This is a genomic window from Bradyrhizobium vignae, assembly GCF_004114425.1.
Taxonomy (GTDB): Bacteria; Pseudomonadota; Alphaproteobacteria; order Rhizobiales; family Xanthobacteraceae; genus Bradyrhizobium; species Bradyrhizobium vignae.
Map to the genome: position 1 here is coordinate 1 of NZ_RDQF01000001.1, position 23255 is coordinate 23255.

General features: G+C 64.4%; 19 protein-coding genes and 1 pseudogene. 12 read left to right on the forward strand and 8 right to left on the reverse strand.

What is annotated here, in order from left to right:
* Nucleotides 1-138: 138 nt before the first annotated feature.
* The 6 genes and pseudogenes from EAV90_RS00005 to ugpB form a co-directional block, all read right to left on the reverse strand.
* Nucleotides 139-1041 (reverse strand): annotated as a pseudogene (locus tag EAV90_RS00005) (ABC transporter ATP-binding protein); the annotation flags it as partial.
* A 106-nt stretch (nt 1042-1147) separates the two neighbouring features.
* On the reverse strand, nt 1148-2047 hold the full coding sequence (locus tag EAV90_RS00010; RefSeq protein WP_122406128.1) for an ABC transporter permease: 900 nt from the start codon (nt 2045-2047) through the stop codon (nt 1148-1150).
* A gap of 3 nt (nt 2048-2050) precedes the next feature.
* Nucleotides 2051-3064, reverse strand: coding sequence for an ABC transporter permease (locus EAV90_RS00015; protein ID WP_122406129.1), 1014 nt, complete (start codon nt 3062-3064; stop codon nt 2051-2053).
* A gap of 98 nt (nt 3065-3162) precedes the next feature.
* Nucleotides 3163-4785: an ABC transporter substrate-binding protein gene (locus EAV90_RS00020; protein WP_129142245.1), complete on the reverse strand. Its 1623-nt coding sequence runs from the start codon at nt 4783-4785 to the stop codon at nt 3163-3165.
* Between the two features lie 376 nt (nt 4786-5161).
* Complete coding sequence (locus tag EAV90_RS00025; RefSeq protein WP_129142246.1) at nt 5162-6109, reverse strand: aminoglycoside phosphotransferase family protein; 948 nt, start codon at nt 6107-6109, stop codon at nt 5162-5164.
* Nucleotides 6110-6206: 97 nt separating this feature from the next.
* Nucleotides 6207-7532 carry a sn-glycerol-3-phosphate ABC transporter substrate-binding protein UgpB gene (ugpB, locus tag EAV90_RS00030; protein ID WP_164936706.1) on the reverse strand — a complete coding sequence of 442 codons (1326 nt, stop codon included), beginning with the start codon at nt 7530-7532 and terminating at the stop codon, nt 6207-6209.
* A 201-nt stretch (nt 7533-7733) separates the two neighbouring features.
* Between ugpB and EAV90_RS00035 the strand changes: the two genes are divergently transcribed.
* From EAV90_RS00035 to EAV90_RS00080, 10 genes are all read left to right on the forward strand, one after another.
* Nucleotides 7734-8729: a TRAP transporter substrate-binding protein gene (locus EAV90_RS00035; protein ID WP_122406132.1), complete on the forward strand. Its 996-nt coding sequence runs from the start codon at nt 7734-7736 to the stop codon at nt 8727-8729.
* 6 nt (nt 8730-8735) lie between these two features.
* Nucleotides 8736-10814, forward strand: a complete 2079-nt coding sequence (locus EAV90_RS00040) for a sensor histidine kinase (protein WP_245162707.1) — start codon at nt 8736-8738, stop codon at nt 10812-10814.
* Complete coding sequence (locus tag EAV90_RS00045; protein ID WP_122406133.1) at nt 10784-12529, forward strand: ATP-binding response regulator; 1746 nt, start codon at nt 10784-10786, stop codon at nt 12527-12529. The genes EAV90_RS00040 and EAV90_RS00045 overlap by 31 nt, the downstream gene beginning before the upstream one ends.
* 22 nt (nt 12530-12551) lie before the next feature.
* Nucleotides 12552-13289 carry a response regulator gene (locus EAV90_RS00050; protein WP_122406134.1) on the forward strand — a complete coding sequence of 246 codons (738 nt, stop codon included), beginning with the start codon at nt 12552-12554 and terminating at the stop codon, nt 13287-13289.
* A 491-nt stretch (nt 13290-13780) separates the two neighbouring features.
* Nucleotides 13781-14392 carry a sigma-70 family RNA polymerase sigma factor gene (locus tag EAV90_RS00055; RefSeq protein WP_122406135.1) on the forward strand — a complete coding sequence of 204 codons (612 nt, stop codon included), beginning with the start codon at nt 13781-13783 and terminating at the stop codon, nt 14390-14392.
* Nucleotides 14393-14797: 405 nt separating this feature from the next.
* Entirely contained in the window at nt 14798-15496 is a 699-nt protein-coding gene (locus EAV90_RS00060; protein ID WP_129142248.1) for a cytochrome c biogenesis CcdA family protein, read from the forward strand.
* Nucleotides 15497-15526: 30 nt separating this feature from the next.
* Entirely contained in the window at nt 15527-16090 is a 564-nt protein-coding gene (locus tag EAV90_RS00065) for a thioredoxin family protein (RefSeq protein ID WP_129142249.1), read from the forward strand.
* A 103-nt stretch (nt 16091-16193) separates the two neighbouring features.
* Nucleotides 16194-17168, forward strand: coding sequence for a hypothetical protein (locus tag EAV90_RS00070; protein ID WP_164936707.1), 975 nt, complete (start codon nt 16194-16196; stop codon nt 17166-17168).
* Between the two features lie 410 nt (nt 17169-17578).
* Entirely contained in the window at nt 17579-18172 is a 594-nt protein-coding gene (locus EAV90_RS00075; RefSeq protein WP_129142251.1) for a L,D-transpeptidase, read from the forward strand.
* 85 nt (nt 18173-18257) lie between these two features.
* Nucleotides 18258-19295 carry an amino acid ABC transporter substrate-binding protein gene (locus EAV90_RS00080; RefSeq protein ID WP_122406992.1) on the forward strand — a complete coding sequence of 346 codons (1038 nt, stop codon included), beginning with the start codon at nt 18258-18260 and terminating at the stop codon, nt 19293-19295.
* A 196-nt stretch (nt 19296-19491) separates the two neighbouring features.
* Here EAV90_RS00080 and EAV90_RS00085 read toward each other — a convergent pair whose 3' ends face one another.
* Nucleotides 19492-20631: an acyl-CoA dehydrogenase family protein gene (locus EAV90_RS00085; protein WP_129142252.1), complete on the reverse strand. Its 1140-nt coding sequence runs from the start codon at nt 20629-20631 to the stop codon at nt 19492-19494.
* Between the two features lie 150 nt (nt 20632-20781).
* The gene (locus EAV90_RS00090; protein WP_162500507.1) at nt 20782-21981 is read right to left on the reverse strand and encodes an acyl-CoA dehydrogenase family protein; all 1200 of its coding nucleotides are present in this window, start codon (nt 21979-21981) and stop codon (nt 20782-20784) included.
* A gap of 137 nt (nt 21982-22118) precedes the next feature.
* On the opposite strand from EAV90_RS00090, the gene EAV90_RS00095 reads away from it, so the two are divergent.
* Nucleotides 22119-22664 (forward strand): carboxymuconolactone decarboxylase family protein, encoded by a 546-nt coding sequence (locus EAV90_RS00095; RefSeq protein WP_122406143.1) that lies wholly within the window; start codon nt 22119-22121, stop codon nt 22662-22664.
* An 88-nt stretch (nt 22665-22752) separates the two neighbouring features.
* Entirely contained in the window at nt 22753-23247 is a 495-nt protein-coding gene (locus EAV90_RS00100; protein WP_122406144.1) for a VOC family protein, read from the forward strand.
* The last annotated feature ends 8 nt before the right edge of the window (nt 23248-23255 follow it).

Genomic DNA, 23255 nt, shown 5'->3' on the forward strand with positions numbered 1-23255 from the left:
AAGCTGCGCAGCCCCGCCGAGCTGCGTAACCACTCTCGTCCAGTCCTCGTTCAGAAGCGATTCGTCTGCCATCCCGCCTTGGAATCACGTGTGATTCCAACACTCAAGAACAAACTTAACGCCTATGGGGCTGACCCGGGGGTCCATCGACTGAGATGAATCTTGCGACGTGTGATGGATGGCCGGGTCAAGCCCGGCCACGACGGCCGTGCCCTCCTCTTCCGGCAGCAGATCCCGCAAGGACACCCCGAGCCGCGGCGTCGCGCGCATCAACCTTTTTGTATAGGGGTGCTGCGGGTTCGCAAAGATGTCGGCGGCCTTGGCGGTCTCGACGACGCGGCCCTTCTCCATCACCACGACGCGGTCGCAATAGGCGGCGGCGAGGCCGAGATCGTGGGTGATCAGGATGGTCGACATCGCGCGGCGTTTGGTCAGCTCGACGATCAGGTCCATCACCGCCTTCTGGGTGGTGACATCGAGACCCGTCGTCGGCTCGTCCGCGATCAGCAGCTGCGGGTTGCAGGCGAGCGCGAGGGCGATGACGACGCGCTGGCACATGCCTCCCGACAGTTCGAACGGATAGGCATGATAGCGCTCGCGCGGGCGGGCGATCTTGACTTGCTCCAGCGCCTCGATGGCCTTCTCGCCGTGATCGGCAACCTGGGCCTGCTGCACATGAGTGCGCAAGACGTCCTCGATCTGGTCGCCGACTTTGCGGATCGGGTTCAGTGCCGCGCGGGGGTTCTGGAAGATCATCGAGACTTCGCGGCCGCGCAGATCGCGCATCTGGTTCTCGGTCGCGGCCTTGACGTCGATGCCGGAGAACATCACCGAGCCCTCGGCGATCTTGCCGGCGCGATCGAGGATGCGCATCACAGCGTAGGAGGTCACCGACTTGCCGGAGCCGGACTCGCCGACGATGGCCAGCGTCTCGCCCTTGGCGACGGAGATGTTGACGTGCTGCACCGCCTTGACGATGCCGCGGCGGGTGGTGAATTCGACCGTGAGGTCCTGGACGTCGAGCAGGGGCTGGGCGGTCATGGGCGGCTCGCGACACTCAAAAGGTCGAAAACAACCCCATGCACAGTAGACACCCCGTTGAAATCGTTAGGGAATTTTAATGAGGATTTTGGACGTGGAGCAACCATCACGTCCTCCGCTGGGGGTCGACGATGTCGCGCAGGCCGTCGCCGAGAAGGTTGAAGCAGAACACGGCGATCATCAGGGCAAGGCCGGGGAAGAGCGCGATCCACCATTCGCCTGAGACCATGAAGCCGGCGCCTTCGGCGACCATGATGCCCCATTCGGCGGTCGGCGGGCGGACGCCGAGGCCGATGAAGGAGAGGCCAGCGGCATTGAGGATGGCGTAGCCCATGGTCAGCGACATCTGCACGATCATGATCGGCATGATGTTCGGCAGAATATGCACCAGCAGGATGCGGAGCTCGCCGTTGCCGGAGAGACGCGCGGCCTGCACGAAGCCGGCGTTGCGGCGGACATTGGCTTCGGCGCGCGCGACGCGGGCATAGAGCGGGAAGTTGACGATCGCGGTCGCCAGGATGATGTTCTGCACGGTGTTGCCGAGCGCGGCGACGATGCCCATGGCGAGCACGAACAGCGGGAAGGCCATGATGGTGTCGGCGATGCGGCCGACGATGCGATCGGTCCAGCCGCCGAAATAGCCGGCCGCGATGCCGGCAAGGCCGCCCATCAGGAACACCAGCGCGACGGAGGCGATCGCGATGAACGTGTCGAGCCGTGTCGCCACGATGACTCGGCTGAAAATATCGCGGCCCAATTGGTCGGTGCCGAACCAGTGCGCGGCCGATGGCGGCTTCAGCGCCGCAGCAGTATCGGACGCGAGCGGATCGTACGGCACGACATAGGGGCCGAAGATCGCGGCGGTGAGGATCAGGATCAGTAGCGCGAAGGCGAAGCCGGTGACCTTGTTCTCGCCCAGGACGTAGCGGGTTTGTTCGAGGACGGCGGCAAACCCCGAGGTTCGTGCGGGACCAACGGGTTCAACAGCAGGCGCAACGGAGCTCATGGTTTAGCCCTCCAGCCGCACGCGCGGATCGATCACGCCGTACAGGATGTCGATGACGAGATTGAGCAGCACGTACATGACCGCCATGGTCAGCACGAAACCCTGTACCGGCGCGAAGTCCGACGAGATCAGCGCTTCCACGGCGTAGGAGCCGATGCCGGGCCAGGCGAACACCTTCTCTACCAGCACGTTGGCGCCGAGCAGGAACGAGAACACCATGCTGAGCGTGGTGATCACCGGGAGCATGGCGTTGCGGAAGGCGTAGGTGACGATGACGGTTGCCGGCGACAGGCCGCTGGCGCGCGCGGTGCGGACGAATTCGGATGCGAGCACCGCCAGCATCGAGGCGCGGGTCATGCGCGCGATCGGCGCCAGCGAGAAGATCGCGAGCGTCGTCGCCGGCAGGATGAGCTGGCTCAGCGCCGAGCGGAACGCCTCGACATCGCGGGCCAGCAAAGTGTCGATCAGATAGAAGCCCGTCACCGTCGGCGGCGCGCTGTAGAACACGTCGAGGCGGCCGAGCGGCGCCGGCGACCAGCCGAGCCGGAAATAGAAGACATAGACCAGCACGAGGCCGGTGAAGAACACCGGCAGCGACACGCCGGCCGTCGTCGTGACACGACAGAGATGGTCAATCCATGATCCCGGTCGTGTCGCCGCCAGCACGCCGAGCGGGATGGCGATCGCAATGGAGACGATGAGGCCGAGCAGCGTCAGCTCGGCGGAGGCCGGCAGGCGGTTGCGGATCTCGGTGGCGACCGGCTGGCCCGTGGTCAGCGAGTTGCCGAAATCGCCATGGGCGAGGTCGTTGGTATAGCGGAAGAACTGCTCGATCAGCGGCTTGTCGAGGCCTAGCTTCTTGCGGATCTGCTCGACCGCTTCCTTGGTCGCGGCGGGACCGGCGAAATAGGCGGCGGGATCACCGGGCAGCGCGCGCGTCAGCAGGAAGGTGACGATGACGACGCCGATCAAGGAGGGAATCGCGAACATCAGGCGCTTGCCGATCATGGTCAGCATGACGACCTCCCAGCGAGGAAATGAGATCGTGCGGCGCGCTCTGCTGCACTCCGAAATACGGCTAGCGTCGCGGCCATGTTGCGCGCGAGCATGTCCTCTCACCCCTTCGCCAGCGCGCGATAATCCAGTCTCCGGTGGAACCAATACTGGTAACCGCTGACGTTCTTCTGCATGGCGACGTTGACGAAGGGTTGGTACAGCGGGATGCGCGGAACGTCGGTGTAGGCGAGATCGATGAAGCCCTTCACGTCGGCATCATAGGCCGCCTTGTCGCCGGTGGCGGCGGCGGTGCGTGCGCCGTCGATGAACTTGTCCATCTCCGCCGACTTGTAGCTCATGGTGTTGAAGACGGAATTGTTGCCGTGATAGCACCAGTAGAAGAAGTACTCGGGATAATCGAGCCAGCCCGAGAACACGTTGGTGAAGAGCGGCATCTCCTTCTTGTTGAGCTCGGTGCGCCAGTTGGCACCGGGCACCTTGTTGATGGTGGCCTTGATGCCGATCTGCGCAAGGCTCTCCTGCACCAGCACGCAGAGCGGCTCGTTGACGCCCGCAAAATTCAGGTCGAACGAGATCGTGGTCTCGAAGCCGTTGGCGTAGCCGGCCTCGGCCAGCAGCGCCTTCGCCTTGTCCATGTCGGTGTTGTACTTGTGCGGCTGCGGCCAGGCGACCTCGGTGGGCTTGTCCTTGGGCGCACCGAACATCGGGTTGGCGAGGCCAAACATCACCGCGTCCATGATCTTCTGATAGGGCAGCGCGTAGGCGACCGCCTGGCGGACTTTTGGATTATCGAACGGCGGCTTGGTGACGTTCATGCCGATATACTGGATGCCGTTGGAGAACGGCAGCGAGACGACGTTGAGCTTGCCGTTCGCCTTCATCTCCTGAAAATCCTTGTTCGGCAGTTCGTAGGAAATGTCGGCGTCGCCGCGCTCCAAGAGCGCACGGCGGTTGCCGGCCTGCGGCACCATGCGCCAGATCACGCGCTTGATCTTCGGCAGCGGACCGCACACCCAATCGTCGTTGCGCTCCATGATCACTTCGGTGCCGGCGGTCCATTTCGTGACCTTGTAGGCGCCGGAGCCCGCGGTCTGCTGCTTGGTGAATTCCAGACCCCAGGGATCCTTCTCGCTGGCATTCTTCTTCACCAGCTCGGAGTTGACGATGCAGGGCACGATGACGGCGAGATCGGGAATGGTGAGCTTGTCCTTCTTCAGGAAGTCGACGCGTACGGTATGGTCGTCGATGACGACGAACTGCTCCGGCTTCGTGAGAGAGCCCGCGCTCATCTGGAAGGTCGGGAAGCCGCCGACGCTGACGGCGCGGTCGAGCGACCACTTCACGTCCTTGGCGGTGACGGGCGTGCCGTCGTGGAATTTGGCGTTCTTGCGCAGCTTGAAGGTGACCGACATGTCGTCGATCCTGAAGTCTTCGGCCAGTTCGCCCTTGAACTTGTCGCGGTCGTAATAGGGCACGCCGCCTGGGCCGCTCTTCATCTCGTGGCTGATCAGGCGGTCGTAGCAATTCCAGGACACCTCATAGCCGGGCACGTTGGTGCCGACGCCGTGGATGTCCAGATTGTTGGGGCCGCCTTCCGAGACGATCAGCAGCGTCTCCGAGCGGGCATCGGCATAGGCGGAGGAGATCACTGACGGCACGGCCGGAAGCGCCGCGCCAGCGGCCAATCCGGAAACGGACTTGAGGAAATCGCGGCGCTTCATGAAATCGCTCCAACACAACGTTTTTGGTTGGAACCGGATTCGCAAGGTTCGTGCCAGAGCTTAACGGAAGCTTACATCGCACCTAAACGATTGATCTGTAATGGGATTGTCCGAATTCGGCCCACTGGGCAGTTTTGAGGAGCCCCACTCTTTGCATACAAAGAAATGATTTTGACCATAAAATAAGCAGACGAAGTCAAGGGCCCGATTTGTCGCCACCTCCGCACACATTTCATGCCGCGGGCCGCAGCCTCGACTGGATCCGGGCTCGCGCACCAAACTCGCCATTGCGAGGAGCCCTTGCGACGATGCAATCCAGAATCTTTCCGAGGAGACGATCTGGATTTGCTTCGCTGCGCTCACAATGACGGAGCGCTCACCCCGGCCAGATCAGGTCCTGAAGCTCGGCCAGGTCGTTGGCTTTGTCCTGCCAGCCCGCGATACAGATGTGCGCGTTCAGGTCGCTGGCGCGGTGCAGCAGCATCAGGGCCATCAGGCGGCGCTTCAACTCGAAATCCAGCTTCGCGTAGCCGAAGCCTTCGAGCAGGCTCTTCACCCGGCCCGGACGGCCCGCCGCCATGAAGGCGCTGGGGCCGAGCAAGTCGTAGTCGCGCCATCCTGCGAGCACGTCGCCGAAATCGAACAGGCCTTTGAGCGACCATTGACCGTCATTGCAGGCGAGCAGGAAATTCTCCGGGATGTATTCGCCGATCAGGATCACCGGCGGTGCATCCATCGGAATGAGCTTTGTGGCATCGCGCAGGAGGTCGTCGAGGCCGGCGAGGAATTTTGGTGCGAGGCCGAGACGGGTGTGCCGCGCGCGGCAGCCCTGCATCTGGGTGCGCATGAACGCGTCCCAGCGCGGCTCGATATGCGCGAGCTCCCCAAACGGGGCACGCTGCACGGCGGCGATGGTCTCGCCGATCTGGCGCAGCAGGCGTTCCTTCTGATCTTCCGGCAGTGAAGGCCACACCTCCGAGCCGAGCGTGCCGGCAAGGCGCGTGATGATGAGGTACGGCCAGCCGTCGCGCGTCCCTTCGGCGACGATCTCAGGGATCGGCAGGGACAGCCGGCCGGCGAGCTGCGTCAGCGAGACGCGCTCGGAGAGGAATTGCGCACGGAGCAGCGGCGGAAAGATTTTCAGGATCAGCTTGTCAGCGAGCCCGACCACGAGATTGGTGCCGGTCGCGAACGCATGCGGCGAGCCGGCATCGAGCTCGTGGCTGCGCGCGATGTCGAGCGCGATTGGCAGCCATCGTGAAGAAGCGGAACGAAAGGCGCGAAAGCTTTCCGCGTCGGCGAAGTGAGGGAGAGTCATCGACATTGCGAGCTTGATGCGTTTGAGATGGCGGGGACAAGCCCGGCCGTGACGCGATGGAAAGATCCTGCGCCAACGCCAAGCTTCGCTTCTCAGGTCATAGCTACCGTTCCGGACTCGCGCGCTCGAACTGGCGCAAGAGCTTATTGCCGCGCTCGACGGCGGAATCCAGCGCGGCTTGGGCGCTCTTGTGGCCGGCGAAGGCCTGCTCGAGTTCGTCCTCGATCGCGCCGCGGATCAGGACGAAGGAGCCGAGCCGGGTGCCCTTGGAGTTCTCCGTCGGCGGATTGAGCGTGATCTGCTCGAACGAGATCGCCGAGCCCGGATTGCGCTCGTAGAATCCTTGAGCGCGAGTCAGCTCGAAGGCAGCGCGGGTCACAGGGAGATAGCCGGTGTTCTGGTGCCAGGCGGCCTGCACGCCGGGTTGCGACAGATAAGCGAAGAATCGCGCCACGCCCTTGTATTCCTCGCGCGGACGATCGCGCAGCACCCACAGCGTGGCACCACCGATGATCGAGTTCTGCGGCGCGCCCTTCACATCAGGCCAATACGGCATCATGCCGTAGCCGATCTCGAATTTCGAGTTCGCCTTGATGTCGGCGCGCGTCGCCGAGGAGCCGATGAAGATGCCGCATTCGCCGTTCTGGAAACGCGGCTCGGCCGCTTGTCCGCGCCCGCTATAGTCGAACAGCTTCGTCTTCTGCCACTCGGCGAGCGCCGCGATGTGATGCACGAGAGACGGATTGTTGATGGTCAATTCCGCGTCCAGCCCGGCAAAGCCGTTCGCCCGCGTCGCCACGGGCAGATTGTGGAAGGCGGAGAAATTCTCGACGTGAATCCACGATGGCCAGGACGTGGTGAAGCCGCAAGGCGCACCGCGATCGCGCAGGCGCTTCGCGGCCGCGCCCAATTCCGGCCAGGTCTTCGGCGGCGCCTCCGGATCGAGGCCGGCGTCGCGGAACATGGTCTTGTTGTAATAGAGGATCGGCGTCGAGGAATTGAACGGGAAGGACAACAGATTGCCGCCCGCATCGGTGTAATAGCCGGAGACCGCGGGCAGGTAATCACCCAGCGAGAACGGCTCGCCCTGGTCCCGCATCAGGCGAAACACGGGATAGACCGCGCCCTTGGCCGCAGTCATGGTCGCGGTGGCGACCTCGTTGACCTGGACGATCGCAGGCTGGCTGCGCGAGCGGAAGGCGAAGATCGCGGCCGTCACCGTCTCGGTGTAGTTGCCCTTGTAAGCAGGCACGATGCGGTAATCGGACTGCGAGGCGTTGAAGTCGGCGGCGAGCTTGTCCAGTTGCCGGCCGAGCTCGCCGGACATGGCGTGCCACAACGCGATGTCGGTGGCGGCGCGCGCCGGGGCGGCCAGCGAGAGAGCCGCGACGGCGGCGAGGACCTGCAAAAGGCGCGATGCTGACGTCACGATGGCTTTTCCCGTGTCGCACGACGAAAGGCGGCTGCCCTGCTTAAGGCGCGGCCTCTGCGGTTTCAACCGGGAATGAGCGCCGACCGCGCCGCACAATCGAACCGTGGCCCCCCGGCGGGATGGCCTTCCCTTGACCATCTGCTAGATTGCATTGAACCTTTTCCTTCCGCCATAGACTCCATCTCTGAGGGGTTGAGTGTGCCAGTGCTGAGCCGTGCCGAACTCTCGCGGACCGGGGTGATCTTCGTCGCGCTTCTGCTCGTCGCCTGGGCGACGGACGCCGTTGCGCGCGAATTTCGCGCCGCCGATACCCAGGCCGAGGACTACCCGACCGTCCAGGCGCTGCGCTACATGGGCGCGCTGATCGCCGAGCGCACCAAGGGCCGGCACGAGATCAAGGTGTTCCACTCCCGTCAGCTCGGCGAGGAAAAGGAGACCATCGAGCAGACCCGGGCCGGCGCGATCGACCTCAACCGGACCAACGTGGCGCTGATCGGCAATTTCGTCCCGGCGATGAACGTGCTCGCCATGCCGTTCCTGTTCCGGTCCATCGAGCACATGCGGGAGGTGCTGGACGGGCCTATTGGCAACGAGATCCTCGGCAGCTTCGAGCCCTACGGCTTCGTCGGGCTCGCATTCTACGATTCGGGCGCGCGGTCGATCTACAACGGCGTCCGCCCGGTCCGGGGCATCACCGACCTCCGGGGCCTGCGGATCCGGGTGCAGCAGTCGGAGTTGATGAGCCAGATGATCCGCTCGCTTGGCGCCGAACCGGTCGAGATGCCCTACGGGCAGGTGCTCACCGGGCTTGCCAACCATCTGATCGACGGCGCCGAGAACAACTGGCCATCCTTCGTGACGACGGATCATTACAGGCATGCCGGCTACTACACGCTCACCGAGCACACGATGAGCCCCGAGGTGCTGGTGATCTCGCTGAAGGCCTGGAAGAGCCTTTCGACGGAGGAGCAGACCATCTTCAAGGAGGCCGCGCAGCGCTCCAGCCGGTTCATGCGCGAGAAGTGGCGCGACCTCGAGGAGCAGTCGCAGCGCAAGGCACAGGGCGCCGGGGTGACCATCATCAGGGATATCGACCGCAAGCCGTTCGAGGAGGCGATGGCTCCGATCTATGCCAAGGCCGCGCGCGATCCGGCGGCGGCCGCGCTGATCGAACGCATTCGCAAGGTGGAGTGAGGCCTGTTGGCTGCGCTTGGACATCAGGAACACGCGGACAGGCCGCCCGGCCCGATCGGGCAGCTGCGCGCGCGCCTCGTCGGCGTGCTGCGGGCGGTGCCGATCCGCTGGCGCATCCTGTCGATCGCGGCGCTGAACTCCGCCGTCGTGGTGGTGCTGGTCGCGATGATCTGGAACGGCGCGCAGGTGCTCGGCTCGGCCTGGGACGACGTGCGCCAGGTGCGCGAATCCGATCGCATCCTGGCGCTGCTCGAAAGCGAGACCGGGCGGCTGCAGAACCTGATCCACCGCTACATCAACCAACCGAGCCCGGACCTGTTCGCCGAGATCCTGCTGTTGCGCGAGGCAGTGCTGGGCACGCTGACGGGCCGCGCCGCCAAGGACCCGATGCTGTCGGGCTCGGTCGAGGAGCTCGAGCGCACCACCGACCGCTTCCTCAACGGCTTCGGCGAGCTGCGCAGCGTGCAGGCGACCATCGCGAAAACCTATGAGGAGCAGGTGCAGGGCCCGGCCAGGGACATGGCGGGCCTCTACTCCATCATCGAAGGCGCCACCGGCCATCGCGACGCGCTGATCTGGCCCTCGCTCGGCAAGTCCCGCGAGGCCTTCACCGCGATGCTGGTGGCGGCCAATTCCTATTATCTGTCGCAGTCATCGGGCGCCGCCGACGACGCGCGCCGCAACACCGAGACGATCGAGAAGACCATCCCCGTCATGATCGATCTCGCCGACAACGACCTCCAGCGCATGGCGCTGCAAAAGCTCGCGGCGCGCACCGCGTCCCTGCGCGAGGGCTTCGCAAAGCTCTCCGAGCAGCTTGCGAGCCGCACCGAGCTCCTGCGAAACACCATCGACGCCAGCCAGGCCGAGGCGATCGGCGCCATCGACGACCTCTCGACCAAGATGCGCCGGCGCGAGCAGAAGGCGCAGGAGACCTTCGACCGCACGCTGGCCGACATTTCCCGCCGGGTGCTGTCGATCGCGATCATCTTCCTCGGCATCATCCTCACCGCCGGCGTTCTGATTGCCTTGTCGATCCGCCTGCCGCTGCAGCAGATCATGACGGCAATGCGCGCGATCACGCTCGGCGACCTCGGCCGCGAGGTGCAGGGCACCAATGCACGCGACGAGGTCGGTGCCATGGCACGCGCGGTGGAGGTGTTCCGCGAGAACGCGATCGCCAAGCGCCAGACCGAGGACGAGCTGCGCGCCTCGAAGGAGAAGGCCGAGAGTGCGCTGCTCGAGCTCAATACCGCACAGCAGAATTTGATCGATGCAGAGCGGCTCGCCGCGCTCGGCGGACTCGTCGCCGGCGTTGCCCACGAGGTCAACAACCCGATCGGCATCAGCCTGACCGTGGCGTCGAGCTTTGCCCGCCGCACCGAGATTTTCGAAGCCCAGCTCAAGGGCGAGGGCGGCCTGCGCCGCTCTCAGCTGGAAGAGTTCGTGCAGTCCTCGCGCGACGCCTCGCAGCAGCTCGTCGCCAACCTGCAGCGTGCCGGCGAGCTGATCCAGTCGTTCAAGCAGGTTGCCGTCGACCGTTCCCATGCCGAGCGCCGGCAATTCAGCTTGAGCGAAGCCACCGATCAGATCATCGCCAGCCTGCGCCCGGTGCTGAAGCGCTCACCGATCACGCTGGAGGTCGACGTGCCCGAGGGGCTGCTGCTCGACGGCTATCCCGGCTCCTACGGCCAGATCCTGACCAACCTGTTCCTCAATGCCGCCAACCACGCCTTCGCCGATGGGCGCGCCGGTACGATCGCAATCTCGGCGCGGCCGCGCGGGACCGAGGACATCGAGATCAGCTTCGCCGACAACGGGGCCGGCATGACCCCCGACGTGCAGCGCCAGGCCTTTGACCCTTTCTTTACCACCCGGCGCAATGAAGGCGGCACGGGACTTGGCCTGCACATCGTCTATAACCTCGTGACCCAGCAGCTCGGCGGCCGCATGATGCTGGAATCCAAGCTGGGACAAGGCACGACTTTTCGCATTATCATGCCCCGCATCGCCAAGGGCGGCGCGCAAAGCACAGAAAGTGACGGGACTTCTCAATGGCCGAACAGGACGATGTCCTCCACCTGATCGACGACACCGGTACCGCGTCGGAGGACAGCAACGCCCGAAAATGGAAGATCGCCGTCATCGACGACGATCCGGCCGTGCATGACGGCACGCGTTTTGCTCTCTCGGATTACAGCCTCAACGGCCAGAGCCTGGAGATCCTGTCGGCCTATTCCGCGGCGGAAGGCCGCAAGCTGATGGCCGAGCACAGCGACATCGCCGCCGTGCTGCTCGACGTCATCATGGAGACCGACGTCGCCGGCCTCGAGTTGGTCGAGTTCATCCGCAACGAGATCAGGAACGAAACCGTGCGCATCATCCTGCGCACCGGCCAGCCCGGCCAGGCGCCGGAGCGGCGCGTCATCGTGCAGTACGACATCAACGACTACAAGGCCAAGACCGAGCTCACCGCCGACAAGCTGTTCACCTCACTGACCGCGGCGCTACGCTCCTATCAGCAGCTCGAGCGCATGGTGCAGACGCGGCGCGGCCTGGAGATCATCATCGACGCCGCCTCGACGCTGTACGACTTCAAGTCGATGCAGCGGCTCGCCGAGGGCGTGCTGACCCAGCTCGCTTCGCTGCTCAACGTCGACTGCGCCGGCATCCTGGTCCTGCGCGACAATGGCGGCGCCGATCCGGAGCTCTCGGTGCTCGCCGGCAGCGGCTGCTACAGCCGCTTCATCGGCACCACATCCTCGAAAGCGCTCGACCCCGAACTGCGCGAGATGGTGGAGGCCGCGTTCCAGCGCCGCAAGAACGAATTCGCCGACCACCGCAGCGTGATCTATCTGCGCACCGGATCCGGCCGCGAGGTCGTGGTGCTGCTGCAGGCCGAGCGCGAATTGTCCGAGACAGACCGCTCGCTGGTCGAGATCTTCTCCAGCCGGCTCTCGATTGCCTTCGACAACGTGATCCTCTACCAGCAGCTCCAGGACGCCAACACCCAGCTCGAAGACCGCGTCGCCCAGCGCACCCGCGCGCTTATGCAGGCCAACCGCCGCCTCTCCGCGCAATGGCTGCGGCTGCAACGCGCCAACGGCTTCAAGAACGAGATTCTGGGCACCGTCGCGCACGACCTGAAGAACCCGCTCGGCGTCATCCTCGGCCGCACCGAGATGCTGAAGGAGCTGATCTCGACCGGCGCATCGATGGGCGGCGTGGTCGCCCAGGTCGACCACATCCGCGACGCCACCAAGCGGCTGACCACGATGGTCGATCACCTGATCTCGGATGCGATGGCCGATGCCTTCGACATCACCATCCGCCGCGAGCCGGTCGACGTCGCGGCGCTGGTCAAGGAGGTCGCCGAGGCCAACCAGCCGCTGGCGTTCAACAAGCAGCAGGCGATCAGCGTCACCGCGCCGCCCAACATCGTCACCATGTGCGACACCGACCGCATCCGCGAGGCGATCGACAATCTCATCAGCAACGCCATCAAATACTCGCCGATCGGCGGCAAGATCGACGTGGCCGTCACTCACGAGGGCAGCGACACCATCGTCCGCGTCAGCGACGAGGGTGCCGGGCTGTCGCCGGAAGATCTTGGCCGCCTGTTCGGCCGGTTCCAGCGGCTCTCCGCAAAACCGACCGGCGGCGAGAGCTCGACAGGGCTTGGGTTGTCGATTGTAAAGCGTATCATCGACATGCATGGCGGCGAGGTGACCGCAGACAGCGACGGACCCGGCCAGGGCTCGACATTCACCATCACGCTGCCCGCGACAGAAATGCCATGATTTGAGCGAAGATTTTAGTGACATGACCCAAAGCCAGCACATCATGATCGTCGACGACGAGGCCCCGGCCCGGGAGATGGTCGGCGATTACCTCAAGATGCACGGCTTCACCGTGACGCTGTGCGACGGCGGCAAGAGCTTGCGTGCTGCGATCCAGGGCAGCATGCCCGATCTCGTCGTGCTCGATCTCAACATGCCCGAGGAAGACGGGCTCTCGATCATTCGCGACCTCAAGAGCCGCAACAACGTGCCTGTCATCATGCTGACGGCGACCGCGAGCCCGATCGACCGCGTCGTCGGGCTCGAACTCGGCGCCGACGATTACGTGGCAAAGCCGTGCGAGCTGCGCGAGCTGATGGCGCGCATCCGTTCGGTGCTGCGGCGGAGCGGGCCGGCCAAGGCAGCAGCGCCCGACGCGTCGGCGGCGAAGTCGGACAAGGACCAGCTGGTTCGCTTCGGCACCAAATGGCTCGATCTCGAAGCGCAGGCCTTGCGCGACGACGAGGGCAACGAGCATCCGCTGACGGCGTCCGAATTCGGGCTGCTCAAGGTGTTCGCGGCCAATCCGAAGCGCGTGCTGTCGCGCGAGCGCCTGCTGGAGCTCGCCAATGCGCGCGACGCCGAAGCCTTCGACCGCGCGGTGGATCTGCGCATCATGCGCATCCGCCGCAAGATCGAGCCAGATCCGGCAAAACCGGCCGTGATTCGCACCATCCGCGGCGGCGGCTATCTGTTCTCGCCCCAGGGCGAGAAGGCGTAGGGCGGCACCGCCGGCTCCAGACCGTCATTGCGAGCGCAGCAAAGCAATCCAGAGTCCGTCCGCGGAAAGGCTCTGGATTTGCTTCACTGCGCTCGCAATGACGGAGCAAATGGCATCGGCGCCACGCTCCATCAGGCATTTCAGGCAGCAGACCCACCGCCCGCACGATGCCGCTTTGACCCGATCAAACGCCCTGGACCCGGCGCTTCCCTCCGCGAGCACGGCATGGGTGCCGCGCCGCCAAACGCAATCCTCCGAAATACGTTCCCGGCGCCTGCGCCGGCATCAAAACCTCCGCCCCGTATTTCCCGTATATTGAAATTCCACGACTTTTTGCCCCGAATGTTTCGTCGACCCATTTGCGACGAAACAATTTGGCGGCGCACGAAACCATTTTCCGCTTTTCGTGCAGACGTCCCGAAACGTTGGCTCATTAACACTTTCACCGAAGGAAACGCCGCTCGGTTGCGGCGGTACGGGGAGCCAAGTCCATGCGGAACGTCATCGCCATCAACGCCCAGGCCAGCCAGAGCATCATTGCCGCTCAGGCGACTTCGGACGACATGCTCCTCGAAAGCATCGCCGACGGCAACCGTACCGCCATGCACATGCTCTATTGCCGGCATAATGTGCGGGTGTACCGCTTCATCCTGCGCATCGTGCGCGACGCCACCACGGCGGAAGACCTGGTCAGCCAGGTGTTTTTGGACGTGTGGCGGACCGCCGGCCAATTCCAGGGCCGCTCGCAGGTGTCGACCTGGCTGCTCTCGATCGCCCGCTTCAAGGCGCTGACCGCGATGCGCCAGCGCCGCTTCGAGGACATCGACCAGGAAGACGTCCGCCAGATTCCCGACGATCACGATACGCCCGAGACCTCGCTCGATCGCAGCGACACCAGCGCCATCCTGCGCGCCTGCGTGCAGAAGCTGTCGCCCGCGCATCGGGAGATCATCAATCTCGTCTACTACCACGAGAAGTCGGTGGAGGAGGTCGGCCAGATCATCGGCATCCCCCAGAGCACGGTGAAGACGCGGATGTTCTACGCCCGCAAGCAACTGGCCGACTTGCTCAAGGGCGCCGGCGTCGATCGCTTCGCGGCCTGAAGTTCAGATATTTCAACGGGATAGGACCATAGCTTGGGTTCTACCGGGACACGGAAACGTTACCGCCGACGAAACAATTGAAACAAACGACAACATCAGGCGGAAAAACTTTCCCCCTATAAAGCTCGCATACGGTTTCGTTAAACCTCCCAAGACCTCCAACGACCCGGACGATGCCCAGTCCGGGTCGTTTTGTATTTGGGGCGCCCGGACGCCTCCGCATCGTCATGGCCGGGCTTGACCCGGCCATCCACGCCTTCCTGCGCGACAAAGAACGTGGATGCCCGGGACAGGCCCGACATGACGGCCTCGGCAAATTCCGCCCCCGTCACGAAGCCGTGACGCGGCGTAACGATCGACGCGCGACGGACGAACTGCCCTCGTGACCTCATCCACGAGTGCCTCATGCTCGCACTGATCTTCGCTGTCCTCGCCGGCATCCTCACCATCGCCGCGCCCTGCACATTGCCGGTGCTGCCGATCCTGCTCGGCGCCTCGATCGGGCGCGCGGGACATCTGCGACCGGCGATGATCGCGCTCGGCTTCGTCATTTCCTTCTCCGCAGTCGCACTGCTGCTCGGCGCGATCACGCACCTGTTCGATTTCGATCCGAACGTGCTGCGCGAAGCCGCATCCATCCTGCTGCTCGGCTTCGGCCTGTTGATGCTGTGGCCCGCGCCGTTCGAATGGCTGTCGATCCGGCTCAATGGCTGGCTCGCTCTCGGCAGTTCGAGCGGCGCGCAGCGCGAGGGCGCGTTCGGCGGGCTCGTGCTCGGCACCACGCTGGGTCTGGTCTGGACACCCTGCGCCGGGCCGGTGCTCGGCTCGATCCTGACGCTGGTGGCGACGTCGAAGGATGTTGCCTGGGCCGGCACGCTGCTGGTTGCCTACGCCATCGGCGCGGCGATCCCGATGCTGGCAATCGCCTATGGCGGACAGGCCGCGACGACGCGCGTGCGCAGCCTCGCGCGGATCTCGCCACAGCTGCAACAGGGCTTTGGAATCGTCGTGATCGGCTTCGCAGTTGCGGCCTATTTCCAGTACGACACGCTGATCGTGGCGTGGCTCACCGGCTTCTATCCCACCGGCCAGATCGGCTTGTGATCACCCTCATTTTCACCGGAGGACTCGTCCATGACTGTCAAACTGCTCGTCGTAGGCGCCGCATTGATCGGCATCACCGTCACCGGCGCCGTCATCCCCGGCATCTGCGACGAGGCTGCGCGTGCCACACCCATGGTCACCGCTGCCGCGAGCCAACAGACCGCGCCCGACTTCACCGGCATCAGCAACTGGTTCAACTCGAAGCCGCTCAGCATCGCCGATCTCCGCGGCAAGGTCGTGCTGGTCGACTTCTGGACCTATGGCTGCGTCAACTGCGTCAACACGCTGCCGCACGTCACCGACCTCTATGCCAAGTACAAGGACAAGGGCCTCGTCGTGGTCGGCGTGCACACGCCGGAATTCCCCTTCGAGCGCTCGGCCGCCAACGTGCAGGCCGCGCTGAAGCGCCACGGCATCACCTATCCGGTGGCGCAGGACAACGATTCCAGGACCTGGAACGCCTATCGCAACCAATACTGGCCGGCACAATACATCATCGACCAGGGCGGCAAGATCGTGTTCCAGCACGCCGGCGAAGGCAGCTATGAGCAGATCGACCGCACCGTGGCACGGCTGCTGAACGTCAATAGCTGACGCCGCACGGCCAGCGCGCGGCGGGTTTCAGTTGTCGCCCTTGTTGCTTGACTCCACGGACCCGTCCGTGGAGTTTCGCAAGCGACGCAATCAGCCGCCAGCAATGGACGACACGCCCAGCCATAGCGACATTCGCCTTCGTGAAGGCTCTTCGATCGCGCAGCGGCTGGTCATGTCCGGCTTTGCGGTCGCCGTCGCACTCTGCTTCACGCCGGGCCTGTTCACCCAGGACATTCTGGAGATCTTCATCTCGGTGGTCGCGCTCCTGGTCGGCGCGGGATTCGTCGTCGGCATCATGCTGGCGCCGGCCGTGGTGTGGATCATCACGCCGAACGAGATCCTGATCGGGCGGCAAAGTCCGTTCGGAAAGCTGCGCACGCGCATCGTGGCCAAAGACGACATCACGGGGTTGCAGGTCCCCGGCAGCAAGAGAGTGAAGGCCCGCTTTCAACTCGTCTTCACGCTGGCCTCCGGAGAACGCCTGACGTCTCCGCCGATCGCCGACGTCACCCATGTTCGCGACACCGTCGCCCGGATCGCCGCGCAGTTCGAGGTTCCCAATGTCGAGGAGCCCGTCAATCCGCTCGATGCCAGCAATCCCGAGATGCATCTCGGCGAGCCGCTGGAGGCGTTTTCCGCACGCGACATCAGGATCGTGTCGCTGGTCGCCGTCGCGTTGTGCGCCGTGCCCTACGCCTACAAGCTCTGGCGCGGATGGCCGCCCACCCATGTCGATATCCTGCTGCTGCCGCTCGGCGTGATTGCGGCGTTCGCCGTGCATCGCTACGCCAACCTCGTCACTGGCGCGTTCTGGATCATCCGCGAGGGCGACATCCGCGTCGAACGCCTGTGGGGCGACGGCACGCCGCGCGCAGACCATATCGAGGGGCATGACGTGAAGACGATCACCGTGGAGCGCCGCGGGCGGTCCGAGGACGAACATTGCATCGTGACGATCCGCCTGCGCTCGGGACGGCGGTTTCGCAGCCCGCGGATCGGCTCCCGGGTCGAGGCCCGCGCTGTGGGAACGGAGATCGTGCGGCGGCTGGGGATCGCGGCGGAGAGCAATAAGATCTAAAGCATGATCCGGAAAAGTGCGAAGCGGTTTTCCGGAAAGATCATGCGTAAACAACAAGCTAAAGCGCGATGACGATTCATCCAAATCTCATTGCGCTTTGGGCCGACTGCCTCGGCATCGTCATGGCCGGGCTCGTCCCGGCCATCCACGCCTTGACCCGCCGCACGAAGAACGTGGAAGTCCGGGCATGACGGCATCTGCGAATGCATTTCGGCTGCCCCACCCGGCGCGGATACCGCGGGCACTGCTTTTCGCGCCATCCCCCGTTTGTGGCATTGCTCCGGCCCCGTCAAAAAACCAAAGCATTCTCGCGACATGGCAGGACAGCGCGTCATCAACTTGCCATGAACTTGCCCCTCAGGTTTGATGGTTCCGAATGATTTGCACTGTGGCAGCGGGGAGAGCTTGAAATGACGGATTTTCGTCGCCTGACCGGGATTTTCATGGCTGCGATCGGACTGGTCCTGTCCACGCCGCACGCCTTCGCCCAGCAGCCGGACCGCGGCGACGAGCCGGGCCTGATCGCGGACGATTCCTACCAGCTTGATCCGGAATGGCAGAAGCAGGTGGTCTACTTCCGCACCACGGAAGCACCGGGCACCATCATCGTCTCGACCGCCGAACGGCACCTCTATCTGGTGCAGCCCGGCGGGCGCGCGATCCGCTATGGCATCGGCGTCGGCCGCGATGGCTTTCAGTGGCAAGGGCTGGTGACCATCACCAACAAGAAGGAGTGGCCGGACTGGACGCCGCCGCCGGAGATGATCCAGCGCCAGCCCTATTTGCCGCGCTTCATGGCCGGTGGTCCCGGCAATCCGCTGGGCGCCCGCGCCATGTATCTGGGCACTACGGTCTACCGCATCCACGGCACCAACCGTCCAGACACGATCGGCACCAAGGTGTCCTCGGGCTGCTTCCGTCTCGTCAACAACGACGTCGCCGACCTCTACGATCGCGTCCCTGTCGGGACCAAGGTCGTGATCCGGCAGAAGCCCGAGCTTTAAGGGCTACGGTTCGAGCATGATCGCTCCGGTCATGCTCCACCCCCTCCTCCAATTTCCTTTTCCCGATTATTTCGAGAGAGACATCATGCGCACTTTTCGAGGCGGCCTGCTGATCGGGCTCGCGGTCGCCGTGCTGGTCGGCGTCGTCGCCATCATCTATGAATTCTACGACACCCGCACCCTGAAGCGGACTGTTCGCCGCGGCGAGGTGCTGTGCGGCGTCAACAAGGGCCTGCCGGGCTTCTCGATCCCCGACGACAAGGGCAACTGGACCGGCTTCGACGTCGATTTCTGCCGCGCGGTCGCCGCGGCGATCTTCAACGACCCGGGCAAGGCGAAGTTCATTCCGCTCGACGCCAGCGAGCGCTTCAAGGAATTGCAGAGCCGGAAGGTGGACATCCTCTCGCGCAACTCGACCTGGAGCATGGCGCGCGAGCTCGACTACGACCTCTACTTCCCCGCCGTCGCCTATTACGACGGCGCGGGCTTCATGCTGCCCCGCTCGCGCAACAAGGAGACGTCGCTGGATCTGAGCGGCAGCAAGGTCTGCGTGCAGGCCGGCACCACGACCGCACTCAACGTTGCCGATTACTTCCGCGCCAACAACATGAAGTACGAAGAGGTGAAGCTCGAAAGCCTCGCCGACGTGGTGAAGGCCTACGACACCGGCAAGTGCGACACGTTCAGCGCCGACGTCTCGCAGCTCTACGCGCTCAGGCTGAACCTGTCCAAGCCCGGCGAGCACATGATCCTGCCGGACATGATCTCGAAGGAGCCGCTCGCCCCCGTCGTGCGCCAGCGTGACGACGATTGGATGATGATCGTGAAGTGGACGCTGTATGCGATGATCAACGCCGAGGAACTCGGGGTCACCTCGGAGAACATCGACGAGGCCCTGAAGTCGAAGAAGCCGGAAGTGATGCGCCTGGTCGGCACCGAGGGCAATTACGGCGAGCAGCTCGGCCTCACCAAGGACTGGGCCGCGCGCATCATCCGTCATGTCGGCAATTACGGCGAGATGTACGAGCGCAATATCGGCGAGAAGTCCAAGCTGAAGATCCCGCGCGGCATGAACCAGCTTTGGAATGCGGGCGGGGTGCAGTACGCACCGCCGATGAGGTAAGGGGCGGACTCGCCACTGTCATTGCGAGCGAAGGCTGGCCTCTCAATCGTCATGCCCGGGCTCGTCCCGGGCATCCACGTTTCCGAGGCACCAAAGAACGTGGATGGCCGGGACAAGCCCGGCCATGACGGCTCAGGGCAAGCGCTATCCACCACCTGCACGTGAGGCACGCGCTCGCGCCTCACATCCGACTGTCTCAATACCCCCGCGCGCGCGCCAGCTGCTCGGTGTGGTAGTTCGCATCGCCGAACAGTTCCTCGCACACCCGTGCGCGCTTCATGAAGAAGCCGATGTCGAACTGGTCGGTCATGCCCATGCCGCCGTGCATCTGCACCCCTTCCTGCACCGCGCGCGTTGCGGTGGTGCCGGCGCGGGCTTTTGCCACGGCGACGGCTGAAGTGGCTTTCGCAACGTCGGCGTCCAATGCCTGCAGTGCCTTCATCACCGCGGCGCGGGTGATCTCGATGTCGACATAGAGTTCGGCGGCTCGGTGCTGCAGCGCCTGGAATTCGCCGATCAGCTTGCCAAACTGCTTTCGGCTCTTGAGGTACTCGACGGTGCGGTGAAATACTTCATCGCTGAGGCCGACCATCTCGGAGGCGACCGCGCCACGGCCGATATCGAGCACGCCATCGAGCAGGGCCGAGCCCTGATCGATCTCGCCGAGCACGCTGTCGGCATTGACCTCGACATTGGCGAATTCGATCCGCGCCGAGTTGTGCGCATCGACCATGATGGTGCGCTCGATCGCGACGCCTTTGGCCTTGGGATCGACCAGGAACAGCGTCAACCATTCGCGCTCGCCGGCGCTACCCGCGGTGCGCGCGGCGACGATGAGGAGGTCGGCGACATGGCCATCGACCACCAGAGCCTTGGCGCCCGAGAGCTTGAAGCCGTTGCCGGCGCGCACGGCCTGAAGGCTGGTCTGGAGCGGGCGATGCTTGGCGCCCTCGTCGATCGCGAGCGTCGCGAGCAGCGAGCCGCTGGCGATCTTCGGCAGATATTCCGATTTCTGCGCGGCATTGCCGCCGCGATTGAGCGCCGAGGCCGCGACCACGCTGGTGGCGAGGAAGGGCGACGGCATCAGGGTGCGGCCGATCTCCTCCATCACGACGCCGGCTTCGACATAGCCGAGGCCGCTGCCGCCGAATTCTTCCGGCACCAGCAGGCCGGCAAAACCCATCTCGGCGAAGGAGTGCCAAAACTCCTTGGAGAACCCGATGGGGTCCTTGCTGTCGCGCAAGTGGCGCAGATGCGACACCGGCGCCTTGTCGCTGATGAGCGCGCGCGCGCTGTCGCGGAGCATCGATTGTTCTTCGGTGAGGACGAGGGCCATGTGCAAAGTTCTCTAGCGTTTGGCGGAATGTGTAACTGTTGCTGTCGTTCCGGGGCGGTCGAGGACGCAAACCACGGAGCGCAATTGCGCTCCGGAGAATCTCGAGGTTCCGGGTTCGGTCCTGCGGACCGCCCCGGAACGACGGTGGAATTAGGCCCCCGGCAGATCCAGGATGCGCTTGGCGACGATGCCGAGCATGACCTCGGACGTGCCGCCTTCGATCGAGTTGGCCTTGGTGCGCAGCCAGGCGCGCGGGCGCGCGCCCTGCTTGGAGCGCTCGCTCTCCCATTCCAGCGCATCGACGCCGCCGGCCGACATCAGGATCTCGTAGCGGCGCTTGTTGAGCTCGGTGCCGTAATATTTCATCGCCGAGGAGAACGCCGGATGCGCCTGCCCGGCCTTGGCGAGATCGACCGCGCGCTCGGCGCAGGCCGCGAGCGCGGCCTCATCGACATCGAAGCGCGCGATCTGGCCGCGCAGCATGGCGTCGTCGAGCCTGCCTTGGCCATCGGTGCCGACCGAGTCGGCCGCGATCTGGCCGAGCGGCCGCCCGACGCCGCGCTCGCCCATGCCTGAGATCATCGCGCGCTCGTGCTGGAGCAGATATTTCGCGACGTCCCAGCCGCGGTTGACTGTGCCGACCACGTGCGACTTCGGCACGCGGACATTGTCGAAGAAGGTCTCGCAGAACGGCGAGTAGCCGGAGATCAACAGGATCGGCTTGGTCGAGACGCCCTTCGAGGTCATGTCGAACAGGATGAAGCTGATGCCGTCGTGCTTCTTGGCCGTGGGATCGGTGCGGACCAGGCAGAAGATCCAGTCGGCGTAGTTGGCATAGGACGTCCAGATCTTCTGCCCGTTGATGATGAAGTCGTCGCCGTCGCTCTCGGCCCGGGTCTGGAGCGAGGCGAGATCGGAGCCGGCATTCGGCTCGGAATAGCCCTGGCACCAGCGGATCTCGCCCGCGGCAATCTTCGGCAGGTGCTCCTTCTTCTGCGCGTCGTTGCCATATTTCAGCAGCGCCGGCCCGAGCATCCAGATGCCGAAGCTCGACAGCGGCGGGCGGGCACCGATCCGCGCCATCTCGGCGCGCAGCACCTTGTGCTCGGCGGCGCTGAGGCCACCGCCGCCATACTCCTTCGGCCAGTCAGGCACAGTCCAGCCCTTGTCGCGCATGCGCTCGAACCAGATGCGCTGCGGCTCGGAACTGAATTTTGCATTGCGCCCGCCCCAGAACACGTCGGCATCCGACGTGGCAGGCTTGCGCATCTCCGGCGGGCAGTTGGCTTCCAGCCAGGCGCGCGTCTCGTTGCGAAATCGTTCGAGTTCGGCGGATTCAGTTTCGCTCATGGTCGTTTCCATCACTCAAAAATCGACTTGTTGTGCGCGACTCTGGGCCATCGCACCGTGGAATTCAACCACTTCCGCAGGCGTGCATTCCGCTATAGTCGAGGGCATGGCGGCTTGAAAACAAAGAGGAAACGACAATGCGCCTGAAGCTTCTTTCGCCTGGCGAAATGAACGAGAGCCAGCGGCAGACCTATGACGAGTCGATTGCCGGCAAGCGCGGCAAGCCGCCGGCGCCGATGATGGCCTGGCTCAACAGTCCGGAGATGGCCCGTCACGCCACGCGGCTGGGCGAGGTGCTGCGCTTCGACACGATCTTCCCCGCCAAGCTTTCGGAGATCGCGATCCTGGTGACGGCGCGGCACTGGACCGCGCATTACGAATGGTACGCGCACAAGCGCCTCGCGCTCGCGGGCGGGCTGAACCCCGACATCATCGACGCCATCCGCGACCGCCGCACGCCTGATTTCGACGATCCCCAGGGACAGATGATCTACGACGTCGCGAAGTCGCTGCATGAGGGGCACGGCGTCGAGAAGGGACTCTACGACGCGGCGGTGAAGCTGCTCGGCGAGCGCGGCGTCGTCGAGGTGATCGGGCTGTGCGGCTATTACACGCTGGTGTCGATGACGCTGAACACGTTCGAGTTCGGCCTGCCCGACGGTGAGGTGTCGGAGCTGGCTTAGTTCTGATCCGGAAACGCTGGGTTTCGGGATCGGCGGTAGCACCATCTAGGAGCCCGCCTTATGTGCATGTTTTCAACGGAGCATTCACATGCCGCAGAACCAAGCCATCCATGCCGGCACCAGGATCGGCCACGTTCATCTCAAGGTCGCCGACCTCGATCGCGCGCTCGGCTTCTATTGCGGCGTGCTCGGCTTCGAGCTGATGCAGCGCATGGGCTCCGGCGCGGCCTTCATCTCGGCGGGCGGCTATCATCATCACATCGGGCTCAACACCTGGGAGAGCAAGGGCGGCTCGCCGCCACCGCCGGGCACGACGGGGCTCTATCACACCGCGATTCTCTATCCGACCCGGCCTGCGCTGGCGGATGCGCTGCACCGGGTGCTGACGGCCGGCATTGCGCTGGACGGCGCCAGCGACCACGGCGTCAGCGAGGCGCTGTACTTGCGCGATCCGGATCAGAACGGGGTGGAGCTGTATTGGGACAAGCCCAGGGAGCAATGGCCGTTCGGGCCGGATGGGAAGCTCGCGATGGTCACCAAGCGGCTGGATGTGGAGGATTTGTTGAGGCAGCGAGAAGGGTGACCTGCGCT